This is a genomic window from Nocardia elegans NBRC 108235, assembly GCF_001612845.1.
GTDB classification, from domain to species: domain Bacteria; phylum Actinomycetota; class Actinomycetes; order Mycobacteriales; family Mycobacteriaceae; genus Nocardia; species Nocardia nova.
Map to the genome: position 1 here is coordinate 13,607 of NZ_BDBF01000017.1, position 11,939 is coordinate 25,545.

The following is an 11,939-nucleotide window of genomic DNA, read 5'->3' on the forward strand; positions in this document are numbered from 1 at the left end:
GCGTGGTTACGCTGCGCCGCCTCCGCTGTGTCGGACGGCGGCACTCCCGGTGCGCTGCGTGGTTACGCACGCTGCCTCCTCCGCGCCCGTCGCTCGATGCCGCGCGCCCGACCGTTCATACGGGCCTCATCCAGCTGGTGGGGCCGGTGTCCTCGTCGTCCATGCGGTCGAGTTCGTCGACGGCTTCCTGGCGGGTGGGCAGGGCCAATTTGTCCAGGATCTCGGTCGGCATGCCGGATTCGGCGAGCAGTTCGCGCCGGCGGGCCTTGGCGACGATCGCCGACCGCTTGGTCAGCCGCAGAATCTCCGCGGCCAAAGCCTGTGCGCCGTAACGGTATTCGCTGCGTTCGAATTTGATCTCGACCGGAATGCCCTGATCGGTGGCCCGCACACTGATGGTGCCGGCGCGATTGGTGCTGGCGGCGACCGTGACGCTCGGGATCTGCTGGTGCTGCGGCTGGCTCATGACGTCGGCCTGTAGAACCCGTGGAACGCCATTCCCATGTTCTCCGTTCGAATCGGGTCGATCTGCACCGGATCACCGGCCTCGACCATCTGTCCGTTACCGACGACCATCGCGACGTGACCGTCCCAGACGGCCAGATCGCCCGGCATGACATCGCCCGGGCTCACCGGTGTGGCGCCGGCACTCTGATCGCAGGCGAGTCGGGGCAGGTCGACGCCGGCCTCGCCGTAGGCCCACTTGGTCAGGCCGCTGCAGTCCAGGCCGGCCCCGGGGGTGTTGCCGCCCCAGACGTACGGCGTGCCGCAGGCGCTGATCGCGGCCTTGACCGCGGTGGCGGCCTTCTGATTGGGCGCCTCGACCTGGCTGCCGTCGGGCAGGGTGATCATGACGCCGCCGTGGCGGCCGGGCTTGTCGGCGCCGGACTGCTGGGCTCCGGGAGTCCTCGTGCCGCCCGAGCTCGACCGGGACTGCGTCGCCGCGGAGGCCGGGCTGGTCATGCTGCTCATCATCGAACCGCCGCTCGATACCAGACCGCCGAGCAGTGAACTGGCCGTCTGCGCACCGGTGCTCAGCGCGGGTGCAGCGACCGCGGCCGCGGCCACCGGAGCGCTCGACATGGACGGCGTCGGCGGGGGCGGGGTGAGGTCGTTCATGGAGGCGGTATGCGTGTCGAGCTCCGACCGCACCCGGCCGACCACCCCCAGCGCCTGGCCGAAGTGGTCGATCGCGGAATTCACCACGGTGATCAGTCCCGGGGGAGTCGTCACCGCGGGCCCGAGCGCCGTGACCGACTGCACGAACGACTGGACGATTCCGTCGAGTTCCTTCTGGCCCGTCTGCACCGAGGCGGCGGCCTGGCTGACCACATCGGCCATATCGTTGCCGCGGTCCGACATCGCGGCCGCCGAGGTCTGTACCTTGAGCGCCTTGTCCATCGCCGCGTCGCCACCACCGCCGTTCCAGGCGTTGGTCATCTGATTGATGCTCGCGCTACCGGCCTGATGAATCCCGTCGAGGTGGGTGGACACCTGGCGCAGCGCATCGGCCGGGCCGCCGGCGGGCAGCACCCCGGAGCCGAAGCTGGTGAGCAGATCGATGAGTGGTTGGGCGAGTGCGTCGAGATCGATGACGCCCGTCATCCGATCGGGCCTTCCGCGGCGCGCAGTGCGGCGGCGTGGGCGGCGTCGGTTTCGGAATAGGTGGCGGCGGCGCCCGTCGCGGCGGCCCCCACACTGCCCATCACCGCGGACAGTTCGCCGATCCCCGCGACATGCCCGGCGTGGGCCGCGGCATAGGCGGCGACGAAATCGCCCCCCACCAAACCGAAGATCGGGCCGAGCAGGACCGGGTCGGCGCCGGCGGCGCCCGCCGCGGCCACACCCATTTCACCGGCCAGTCCCGCAGCTGTGGCACCGTAGGCGGCGACGCCCTCGGTGTCGACCGAGATCCTGTGCATCAACATCCCCCATCGTGCTGGTCTGGTGGCAGATTACGTCATCCGAGTAGTTCGACGCATGCCCCTGCGCAACGGTTCCCACTCCGGTTGCGGAAATCCGCCCTCGGTTGCCGATTTCCAACCCCGACAGACCTTATCGTTCCCTCATGCGTACGCATATCGTGGAACACCCGCTGACGGCCACCCTCCTGACGACCATGCGCGATGCCCGCACACCCAACGCGGGATTCCGGGCGGCACTGGCCGATCTGACCGGATTCCTCGTCTACGAAGCGCTGCGGGAAGCCCCGACCCACACCTTCGACATCGACACCCCGGTCGCGCCGACCCGGGGCGCCCGGCTGGCGCGACCACCGCTGCTGGTGCCGGTGTTGCGCGCCGGCCTCGGCATGGTCGACGCCGCCAGTGCGCTGATTCCGGAATCCCGCGTCGGTTTCGTCGGCGTGGCGCGCGACGAGCAGACCCATCGGCCGGTGCCGTACATGGAATCGCTGCCGGCGGACCTGTCGGGCCTGCCGGTCTTCGTCCTCGATCCGATGCTGGCCACCGGTGGATCGATGCGCCACACCCTGGAACTGCTGTCCGCCCGCAACGCCACCGACATCACCGCCATCTGCGTCGTCGCCGCCCCGGAAGGCATTGCCGCGCTGGAGAAATCGGGTCTGCCGGTGCGGCTGGTGACCGCCGCGGTCGACTCCGGACTCAATGCCGACGCCTTTATCGTGCCGGGGCTGGGTGACGCCGGCGACCGCCAATTCGGTCCGCGCCACGACTGATGCCGCCCGCCGCCGGGTAGCATCCTGCCGAACCGCGGGATCGGTAGGGTTCGCGCGGGGGGCTCAGCTGTTCACGACTTCTCGCAGAACTCGCGCAGTACCGAGAGTCGTTGTGCTGCAACCGCTTTCGACGAAGTCAGCGAATCGCGGTCGCGAACCGGCTCGACGACCTCCAGATAGAATTTGAGTTTCGGTTCGGTACCCGAGGGGCGGATGACGATGCGCTGCCCCTCGCCTTCGAAGATCAAGGCGTCGGTGCGCATCCGGCCGCGAACCGTGGACAGGTCGGTGCAGGTGACGGGCACGCCCGCGATGACATCGGGCGGCATATCGCGCAGGCGGGCAACGGCTTGCGCGGCGGCCGCCTGATCGGGCAATCGCAGCGAGACCTGGTCGCCGGCGTGCAGGCCGAATTCCACGGCGTAGTCGTCGAGGACGTCGAGCAGGGAACGCCCCCGCTCTCGCAGGCGGGCGGTGAGGTCGGCGGCGGCGACGGCGGCGGTGATGCCGTCCTTGTCGCGCACGGCAGCCGGGTCGACGCAGTGGCCGATGGCCTCCTCGTAGGCGTACACCAGGCCCGCCCCGGCGCGGGCCAGCCATTTGAATCCGGTGAGCGTTTCGGCGTAGCGGGCCCCGCGCGCCGCCGCGAGTTTCCCCAGCAGTCGCGACGACACGACGGTGGTCGCGACCAGCGCGTCCGGTGCCGCGCTGCGCAGGACGTAATCGGCCAGCAGCACACCGGTTTCGTCGCCGCGCAGCATGCGCCACCCGTTCGGGCCGGGGACCGCGAGCGCGCAACGATCGGCATCGGGATCGAGTGCGACGGCGAGGTCGGCGTCGATGTTCTCCGCCAGTGCCAGCAGCAGATCCGCGGCGCCCGGTTCCTCCGGATTCGGGAACGCCACGGTCGGGAAGTCCGGATCGGGCGCGAACTGTTCCTCGACCACATGGACGTCGTGGAACCCGGCGGCGGCCAGCGCGGCCACCGCCGTCTCGCCGCCGACGCCGTGCATGGGGGTCAGCGCGATCCGGATATCGGGGCGCTGCACCGTCATTCGGTCTCCCGCGAGCGGTTCGCCGTCCCGATCCTCGTTCGCGGTGTGGTGGCCCGCATGGACCGGGATCGTTCGCGCGCCGCCGATCGCCTCGGGCACGGCGGCGGCTCGCGCCAGGTAGCGGCGAACGAGTTCCTCGCCGAGTTCGGCTCGCCCGGCATCATCGGGCAGCGACAGGATCGACGGTGAGGGGGCGCCGGCGGCCGGATCGGTGCGGGCGATCGGTTCGGTGACCGCATCGATGCAGCACTCGATCTCGGCGTCGGCGGGCGGGATCAGCTGCGAACCGCCGTCCAGGTAGAGCTTGTACCCGTTGTCCGTGGCGGGGTTGTGGGACGCCGTGATCTGCACGCCGGCCACCGCACCCAGCTCCCGTACCGCGAACGCCACGATCGGCGTCGGCAGCGGCCGTGGCAGGAGCAGCACCGAAAAGCCCGCTGCGGCAAACACTTCCGCGGTGACCGTAGCGAACTCCGCGGAGCCGTGCCGGGCGTCGCGACCGACGATCACCAGACCACCGCCGAGGCAGCGGTCTCGGAGCCACGCCGCCACACCGGCGCTCGCGCGTGCCACGGTGCCGGCGTTCATCCCGTCCGGCCCCTCCTGGAGCGGGCCGCGCAGACCTGCCGTTCCGAATCGCAACATGGCGCCCGCCTACAGCCGTTCCAGCACACCGCGCAACAATTTTCCCAATCTCGGTGCGGCGGCCTGCCCTTCGGCGAGTACCTCCTGGTGGGACAGCGGTGCGCCGGTCACGCCCGCGGCCAGATTGGTCACCAGCGATATGCCCAGCAGCCGCAGCCCCAGCGAGCGGGCCGCGATCGCCTCCAGCACGGTCGACATGCCGACCAGATCGGCGCCCATGCCGCCGAGCATGCGGATCTCGGCGGGCGTCTCGTATTGCGGCCCGTTCAGGCCCGCGTAGACGCCCTCGCTCAGTGACGGGTCGATTTCCCTTGCCAGCGTGCGCAATTCGGGATCCCAGGCATCGACCATGTTCACGAACGCGGCACCGGTGAGCGGAGTGCGCCCGGTGAGATTGAGGTGATCGCTGATAAGCACAGGCTCGCCGACGCGCAGGCCCGGGCGGATACCGCCCGCGGCGTTGGTGAGGATCACCGTCTCGGCGCCCGCCGCGGCCGCCGCGTGCACCGCGTGGACCACCCGATGCGGTTCGTAGCCCTCGTAGAGGTGCTGGCGGCCCATCATCAGCAGCACCGGCACCTCGCCGACCGCCACCGAATGCACGATGCCCTGATGGCCCTGCGCTGTCGGCGGTTCGAAGCCGGGCAGCTCGGTCATCGGAATCGACGCCCGCGGCGCTCCGATCTCGGTGGCGGCGGACTGCCAGCCGGATCCGAGTACCACCGCGACCCGATGGTGCGTGACTCCCGTACGTGTGGCGATCGCCTCGGCGGCCTGTTCGGCAAGCATGCGCCCACGATAGTGCGCCGACGGGCCGGTTGTGCGCGTCGCGGGCCGGACACGACCACCACCGCCGGGCGCGGTCGCCGGGGCGGGGGCAGGATGGTGCCGTGCGTGAACTCGTGGTCCTCGGGACGGCCAGTCAGGTGCCGACCCGCCGACGCAATCACAACGGATATCTGTTGCGCTGGGACGGTGACGGCCTGCTGTTCGACCCCGGCGAGGGGACGCAGCGGCAGATGCTGTTCGCGGGGGTTTCGGCGAGTGGCGTCACCCGGATCGGGCTGACGCACTTCCACGGTGATCACTGCCTGGGCCTGCCCGGGGTGCTGGCGCGGCTGAATCTGGACCAGGTGACCCATCCGGTCGACATCTGCTTCCCGGGATCGGGCGCCGATCTGCTCACGCACCTGCGCGGGGTGGTACCCGCGTTTCCCGGTCTGCGCGAACATCCGATCGAGGCGGACGGTCCGGTGCCGCTGCCCGACGCGCCGTTCACCTTCGAGGCCGTGCGGCTGTCGCATCGCATCGACACCTTCGGCTACCGGCTGGTCGAACCCGACAGCCATCGGATCCTGCCGGAGCGGCTCGCCGAATTCGGGCTGGCGGGTCCGGTGGTCGGGGCACTGCAGCGCGAGGGCGCGGTGCGACTGCCCGACGGTCGCACGGTCACCGTCGACGAGGTCTCGGCCCCGCGGCCCGGACAGCGTTTCGCCTTCGTGATGGACACCCGAATGTGTTCGGGCATAGCCGAATTGGCCGAAGGCGCCGATATGCTCGTCATCGAGTCGACCTTCCTGGAGGCCGAGGCGCAGCTGGCCGACGATTTCGGCCATCTCACCGCGGGGCAGGCGGCACGCGTGGCCGCGGAGGCGGGCGTGCGGACCCTCGTCCTCACCCATTTCTCGCAACGCTACGGCGATCTGTCCGGACACCGGGCCGAGGCGGAGCGGTATTTCGACGGGGAGCTGGTGATCGCCGAGGATCTGATGCGGGTGCCGATCCCGCCACGTCGCTGACACGTACCCGGCCGGTGATGACAACTCGTCGGTAACTTGGCCGGGGGTGTGATGCGGCCGTTCATACGGAGCTGCATATTCTCTGCCTATGCCGTACTTGGACCGTGACGGGGACGTATTCGTGCTCTACCTCGGCAACGAGGGTCAGACCGACAGCGAGAACCGCTTCCACCCCGACTGGATCGACGCCGTCCACGCGAAACTGGACGAGGTAGAGGCCGCCGAGGGGCCGGCGGCGCTGGTCACAGTGGCCACCGGAAAGTTCTTCAGCAACGGCCTGGACACCGACTGGCTGTTCGGCAACATGGACAAGATGCACTGGTACCTGGACCGGGTACATTCCGTCTTCAGCCGGTTGCTGGCCTTCGGTATGCCGACCGTCGCCGCGCTGAACGGCCACGCCTTCGGCGCCGGCGCCATGCTGGCCACCTCGCACGACTTCCGGGTGATGCGCTCGGATCGCGGGTACTGGTGCCTGCCCGAGGTTCACCTGGGGATGCCGTTCACGGTCGCGATGAACGCACTCGTCACCGAGCGGCTGACCAATCAGGTCGCGCTCGAGGCGATGACCACGGGCCGGCGCTACGGCGCCGCCGACGCGATCTCCGCGGGCATCGTCGACGAGGCGGCCGAGGCGGACGGCGTCCTGGCCGCGGCCGTGGCGCGGGCCGCGGCACTGACCGGCAACCGCAAGCCGAATCTGCCGGTCATCAAGCGTGCGCTGCACGGACGGGCGCTCGCGGGCCTGAATACCCCGACCACACCGGAGAATCTCGCCTTCGGCTCCTGATAACCCGATGATCATCGCGTGGCGCACAGTGCGAGACTGTGTGCCATGCCACGCAGCGGGGACGAACGCAGCTGGAGTCGAACGGGCCGGTCGGCGCACCGGGCCGCTGCGCCCGGCTGCGCCCGCGCCGACGATGCCGGTGCCGACGATTTCGACGCGCAGGTGGCCCCGGCCGATCCTGCCCTCCTCGCCGCCGCCGATGCCGCGGTCGCGGCCGCCGAATCGGATCTGATCGCCCTCTCGCATTCCATCCACGCCGAACCCGAGCTGGCGTTCGCCGAGCACCGCAGTGTCGCCAAGACGCTGGTCCCGCTGCGTGAGCGCGGATTCGGTATCGAGACGCCGGTCGCGGACCTGGACACCGCCTTCGTCGCCACCTACGGCAGCGGTGATCTGGTGGTCGGAATCTGCGCCGAATACGACGCGCTGCCCGAGATCGGTCACGCCTGCGGACACAACATCATCGCCGCGGCGGCGGTGGGCGCGGGCTTGGCCCTGGCCGAGGTGGCCGATCGGTGCGGCCTCACCGTGAAGGTGTTCGGCACGCCGGCCGAGGAGAGCGGCGGCGGCAAGGTGCTGATGCTCGAGCGCGGGGTCTTCGACGGGATCGCGATGGCGCTGATGGTGCACCCGGGTCCGCTGGACATCGTGGGTGCGCGGTCGCTGGCGCTGGCCGATCTGTCGGTGTCCTTCCACGGCCGCGAGGCACATGCCAGCGCCGCGCCGGAGTACGGCCGCAACGCCGGGGACGCCGCCACCGTCGCGCAGGTCGCACTGGGTCTGCTGCGTCAGCATCTGCGCCCCGGCCAGCAACTCCACGGTATAGTCGAGTCGGGCGGTGTTGCCCCGAATATCGTGCCCGGCCATGCGGAACTGTTGTATTACCTGCGGGCAGACGATTCCGCATCCCTCGACGATCTGCTGCAGCGCGCCTCGGCCTGCTTCGAGGCGGGAGCGCTGGCGACCGGATGCACCCATGAAATCCGGGCGCTGGCGCCCACATATACCGAGCTCACGCCGGATTCCGCACTACTGTGTGCCTACCGCGAGCAAATCATCGGTATGGGTCGCATGCCGCTCGCGCCGGACCTCGAGGCAGCACGGCCGCTGGGCAGTACCGATATGGGCAATGTCACCAACGTCATTCCCGGCATCCACCCGGTTGTCGGCATCGAGGCGAACGGCGCGGTGACACACCAGCGGGAGTTCGCCGCGGCCTGTGTGACGCCGTCGGCCGATCTCGCGGTGACCGACGGGGCGCGGGCACTGGCCCGTACCGCAATCCAGGTTGCGGGCGATCAACTACACAGGGACAGGTTGTTGGAGCGCAGTATTCAGCGACAGGAGGAAATTCGGTGAGCACGATCGGCCGGTCATCACCGGCGGGCCGCGAAGGAGATGCCGCGGCGGGTCGCGGCGACGATACCGCCACCGGTTCGGAGGACGACTCCGCGACCGGTGCGCGCCCTTCCGCGGCGGCGGGTCGCACAGCAGCAGCCCCGGGTCTGCAGAGCAAGGCGGCCACACCGGGCCTGCAGGGTAAGGCGCTGGGCCCGGAGGCCGGTACGTGTCGGCACACCGGGCTCGCGACCGGACGGCAGGCGGAGATCACGGCCGGACAGGCGGTGGTCGAGGCGTGGCTGCGTGACCACGGTGACGATCTGATCGGCTGGCGCCGCCACATCCACGCCAATCCGGAACTGTCCCGCGCCGAGCACGGCACCACCGAATTCGTCGAGTCCTGGCTGGTGAAGGCCGGTCTGGAACCGCGCAAACTGCCCACCGGCACCGGTTTGATCTGCGATATCGGCCCGGCGGGGCCACGCCTGGCCCTGCGCGCCGATATGGATGCGCTCCCGCTGCAGGAGTACACGGGCCGGCCGTTCGCCTCGAGCGTCCCCGGCGTATCCCACGCCTGCGGTCACGACGCGCACACCGCGATTCTGCTCGGCACCGCCCTGGCCCTCGCCGAGATGGACGAACTGCCGGTCGGCGTCCGGCTGGTCTTCCAGCACGCCGAGGAGGTCATGCCCGGCGGTGCCATCGATATGGTCGCCGCCGGTGCGATGGACGACGTCTCGCGGGTGTTCGCCCTGCACTGCGATCCCCGGCTCGAAGTCGGCCGGATCGGGGTGCGGGTCGGAGCCATCACCTCGGCCGCCGACACCGTGGAACTGGTGCTCGACTCGCCGGGCGGGCACACCTCCCGGCCGCATCTGACCAGCGATCTGGTCTATGCCATCGGCACCGTCATCACCGGCCTGCCGGGTCTGCTCAGCCGTCGCATCGATCCGCGAACCAGCACGGTGATGGTGTGGGGCGCGGTATCGGCGGGTAAGGCGCCCAATGCGATTCCGCAGACCGGCATGCTGACCGGGACCGTGCGGACCGGGGATCACACCACCTGGTCGCTGCTCGAGCCGATGGTCCGTGAGATCGTCGACGGACTGCTCGCCCCCACCGGCGTGCGATATCAGCTGAACTACAAGCGTGGCGTGCCGCCGGTGGTCAACGACGAATTCTCCACCCGGATGTTCGAGGACGCGATTCTCGGTCTGGGCCCGGACGCGCTCTCGGATACTCCGCAGTCGGGCGGTGGCGAGGACTTCTCCTGGTACCTCGAGGAGGTTCCGGGTGCGATGGCACGGCTGGGCGTGTGGTCGGGCGAGGGCCCGCAACTGGACATCCACCAGCCGACCTTCGACATCGACGAGCGCGCGCTGGCGGCCGGCGTGCGCGTGATGACCAATCTGGTCCTGCAGGCACGCTGACCGGGCGGCCCGCCGGGTGCGAACTCGGCGGGCTGTCGGGCTCTCTCCCTGCGGTCTTTTCGGCTACATCGATCCGAAAGTCCCCGGACCGACGTTGCGGCTGTTGCGGGTGCGCAGCGCGTGGACGTAATCGGCCGGGGCTCCGGCCTTTTCGGCCGCGTCGGCGATCACACCGATGTAGCGGGCCGAGGGCAGCCCGCCCTCGTAGGCATCCAGCACGTACAGCCACGCCAGGACCGGCTGCGTACCCGTGCCCGAATTGGGCGAGACCCGGAGCCGGATCTTCTTGTGGATACCGAAATCCGAACCCTCCCACCGGTCGAGGCTCTGCTCGTCCTCGGCGGAGACGTCGTACAGCACGACGAACACCCGGGAGCCCGGATCCTCGACGACCGTCGCGAGCGGCCCTTCCCAGCCGATGTCGTCGCCGGCGAAGGTCAGGCGCCACCCTTCCAGCCAGCCCGTTCCGTAGACGGGGGAGTGCGGACAGCGCTTGAGCATCTGCTCCGGGTCCATATTGGATCCGTAGGCGGCGTATATCGGCACCTGGCAAGAGTATCGAATGTAGGGACCGCTTGTTTCGATCCGGCCGGGTTCGGGCCCTGCCTGTCTTCGGCGAGGCGGGGGAATGTCCGGAGAATTACCGGAAGGTGACACGCGCAACGTGACCCATGACGCGGTCAAAACTGTGAGGAGCAGGACCGATAACGTTGACGGCAGTGCCGGAGATCCCGGCCGGACGGCTCGATAGCGGAGGTACACATGGCCCGCATTGCAATCATCGGGGGCGGCCCCGCCGGCTACGAGGCGGCGTTGGTGGCAGCTCAGCACGGAGCCACGGTCACCGTGATCGACTCCGACGGTATCGGTGGCGCATGCGTGCTGTGGGACTGCGTCCCGTCCAAGACCTTCATCGCTTCGACCGGGGTGCGCACCGATCTGCGCCGCGCGCGTGATCTGGGCATCACGCTGCACATGGCGCAGGCGCAGGTGCGATTGTCGGAGGTCAACTCCCGGGTGAAGGCGCTCGCGCAGGCGCAGTCGTCCGACATCCGGTCCAAACTGCAGGCCGCCGGAGTCACCATCCTCAACGGCCGCGGTCAGCTGATCGACCAGATCGCCGGTCTGGCCACACATCTGGTGCGCGCGACGCTCGCCGACGGCACCGAACGGGTGATGGAGGCCGAGATCGTCCTGATCGCCACCGGCGCCAGCCCGCGGGTGCTGCGCGGCGCCGAACCCGACGGTGAGCGCATTCTCACCTGGCGTCAGCTCTACGACCTCAAGGAGCTGCCGGAAACGCTGGTCGTGGTCGGCTCGGGCGTGACGGGCGCCGAATTCGTCTCCGCGTACACCGAGATGGGCGTGAAGGTGAAGCTCGTCTCCAGCCGCGACCGGATGATGCCGGGCGAGGACGCCGACGCCGCGCTGGTCCTCGAGGACGCCCTGGCCGAACGCGGCGTGGAGCTCGTCAAGCAGGCCCGGGCCGACGCCGTCGAGCGGACCGCGGACGGGATCGTGGTCAAACTGTCCGACGGGCGCACGGTCACCGGCTCCCATGCGCTGATGACGGTCGGCTCCACGCCCAATACCCAGGATCTGGGCCTCGAGCGCATCGGCATCGAACTCGACCGCGGCGGCTATCTGCGCGTCGACCGCGTCTCGCGGACGGCGGTGCCCGGGATCTATGCCGCCGGCGACTGCACCGGGTTGCTGCCGCTGGCCTCGGTCGCGGCGATGCAGGGCCGGATCGCGATGTATCACGCACTCGGCGAGGGCGTGCAGCCCATCCGGTTGAAGACGGTCGCCTCCGCGGTGTTCACCCGGCCCGAGATCGCCACGGTCGGTGTCAGCCAGACCGCAATCGACAACGGTGAGGTCCCCGCGCGCACGGTGATGCTGCCGCTCAACACCAATCCGCGGGCCAAGATGTCGGGCCTGCGACGCGGTTTCGTGAAGATCTTCTGCCGGCCGGCCACCGGCGTGGTGATCGGTGGCGTGGTGGTCGCGCCCATCGCCTCCGAACTGATCCTGCCGATCGCGATCGCGGTACAGAACAACCTGACGGTGAACGACCTGGCACAGACGTTCTCGGTGTACCCGTCGCTGTCCGGATCGGTCACCGAGGCGGCGCGGCAATTGATGCGTCACGACGACCTCGATTAGTGGGCGGCTGCTGTT

The 11,939-nt window shown here is 69.5% G+C and carries 12 protein-coding genes; 6 read left to right on the forward strand and 6 right to left on the reverse strand.

All coding sequences use genetic code 11. From position 1 onward, the window contains the following. Positions 1-115: 115 nt before the first annotated feature. From NE2_RS14020 to NE2_RS14030, 3 genes are read right to left on the reverse strand one after another with little or no spacing between them, the layout of a single operon-like run. Positions 116-466 (reverse strand): hypothetical protein, encoded by a 351-nt coding sequence (locus NE2_RS14020; protein WP_063026316.1) that lies wholly within the window; start codon positions 464-466, stop codon positions 116-118. Then, positions 463-1,605, reverse strand: a complete 1,143-nt coding sequence (locus tag NE2_RS14025; protein ID WP_063026317.1) for an NlpC/P60 family protein — start codon at positions 1,603-1,605, stop codon at positions 463-465. The genes NE2_RS14020 and NE2_RS14025 overlap by 4 nt, the downstream gene beginning before the upstream one ends. Further along, positions 1,602-1,922, reverse strand: a complete 321-nt coding sequence (locus tag NE2_RS14030; protein ID WP_063026495.1) for a type VII secretion target — start codon at positions 1,920-1,922, stop codon at positions 1,602-1,604. The genes NE2_RS14025 and NE2_RS14030 overlap by 4 nt, the downstream gene beginning before the upstream one ends. 146 nt (positions 1,923-2,068) lie before the next feature. Here NE2_RS14030 and upp point away from each other — a divergent pair, with 146 nt between their 5' ends. Further along, positions 2,069-2,698, forward strand: coding sequence for a uracil phosphoribosyltransferase (gene upp, locus NE2_RS14035; RefSeq protein WP_063026318.1), 630 nt, complete (start codon positions 2,069-2,071; stop codon positions 2,696-2,698). 71 nt (positions 2,699-2,769) lie between these two features. On the opposite strand, the gene NE2_RS14040 is transcribed toward upp, so the two are convergent. Further along, positions 2,770-4,398 (reverse strand): phospho-sugar mutase, encoded by a 1,629-nt coding sequence (locus NE2_RS14040; RefSeq protein ID WP_063026319.1) that lies wholly within the window; start codon positions 4,396-4,398, stop codon positions 2,770-2,772. A gap of 9 nt (positions 4,399-4,407) precedes the next feature. Beyond that, positions 4,408-5,187: a purine-nucleoside phosphorylase gene (locus tag NE2_RS14045; protein WP_063015631.1), complete on the reverse strand. Its 780-nt coding sequence runs from the start codon at positions 5,185-5,187 to the stop codon at positions 4,408-4,410. Positions 5,188-5,288: 101 nt separating this feature from the next. Here NE2_RS14045 and NE2_RS14050 point away from each other — a divergent pair, with 101 nt between their 5' ends. From NE2_RS14050 to NE2_RS14065, 4 genes are all read left to right on the forward strand, one after another. After that, the gene (locus NE2_RS14050) at positions 5,289-6,197 is read left to right on the forward strand and encodes a ribonuclease Z (RefSeq protein WP_063026320.1); all 909 of its coding nucleotides are present in this window, start codon (positions 5,289-5,291) and stop codon (positions 6,195-6,197) included. A gap of 88 nt (positions 6,198-6,285) precedes the next feature. After that, the gene (locus NE2_RS14055; RefSeq protein ID WP_063026321.1) at positions 6,286-6,987 is read left to right on the forward strand and encodes an enoyl-CoA hydratase-related protein; all 702 of its coding nucleotides are present in this window, start codon (positions 6,286-6,288) and stop codon (positions 6,985-6,987) included. Between the two features lie 45 nt (positions 6,988-7,032). Beyond that, a complete protein-coding gene (locus NE2_RS14060) occupies positions 7,033-8,346 on the forward strand; it encodes a M20 family metallopeptidase (protein WP_084494031.1) in 1,314 nt (437 codons plus the stop codon). Positions 8,347-8,612: 266 nt separating this feature from the next. After that, positions 8,613-9,758 carry a M20 family metallopeptidase gene (locus tag NE2_RS14065; RefSeq protein WP_373862248.1) on the forward strand — a complete coding sequence of 382 codons (1,146 nt, stop codon included), beginning with the start codon at positions 8,613-8,615 and terminating at the stop codon, positions 9,756-9,758. A gap of 63 nt (positions 9,759-9,821) precedes the next feature. On the opposite strand, the gene NE2_RS14070 is transcribed toward NE2_RS14065, so the two are convergent. Continuing rightward, the gene (locus tag NE2_RS14070) at positions 9,822-10,304 is read right to left on the reverse strand and encodes a gamma-glutamylcyclotransferase family protein (RefSeq protein WP_039776727.1); all 483 of its coding nucleotides are present in this window, start codon (positions 10,302-10,304) and stop codon (positions 9,822-9,824) included. Between the two features lie 201 nt (positions 10,305-10,505). Here NE2_RS14070 and NE2_RS14075 point away from each other — a divergent pair, with 201 nt between their 5' ends. Continuing rightward, positions 10,506-11,924, forward strand: coding sequence for an NAD(P)H-quinone dehydrogenase (locus NE2_RS14075; protein WP_267888184.1), 1,419 nt, complete (start codon positions 10,506-10,508; stop codon positions 11,922-11,924). The last annotated feature ends 15 nt before the right edge of the window (positions 11,925-11,939 follow it).

Bases quoted from the DNA above. Each gene is read 5' to 3' on its own strand.
- NE2_RS14020 (WP_063026316.1), bottom strand. From the start codon at position 466: ATGAGCCAGCCGCAGCACCAGCAGATCCCGAGCGTCACGGTCGCCGCC.
- NE2_RS14060 (WP_084494031.1), top strand. From the start codon at position 7,033: ATGCCACGCAGCGGGGACGAACGCAGCTGGAGTCGAACGGGCCGGTCG.
- NE2_RS14040 (WP_063026319.1), bottom strand. From the start codon at position 4,398: ATGTTGCGATTCGGAACGGCAGGTCTGCGCGGCCCGCTCCAGGAGGGG.
- NE2_RS14055 (WP_063026321.1), top strand. From the start codon at position 6,286: ATGCCGTACTTGGACCGTGACGGGGACGTATTCGTGCTCTACCTCGGC.
- NE2_RS14030 (WP_063026495.1), bottom strand. From the start codon at position 1,922: ATGCACAGGATCTCGGTCGACACCGAGGGCGTCGCCGCCTACGGTGCC.
- NE2_RS14045 (WP_063015631.1), bottom strand. From the start codon at position 5,187: ATGCTTGCCGAACAGGCCGCCGAGGCGATCGCCACACGTACGGGAGTC.
- NE2_RS14025 (WP_063026317.1), bottom strand. From the start codon at position 1,605: ATGACGGGCGTCATCGATCTCGACGCACTCGCCCAACCACTCATCGAT.
- upp (WP_063026318.1), top strand. From the start codon at position 2,069: ATGCGTACGCATATCGTGGAACACCCGCTGACGGCCACCCTCCTGACG.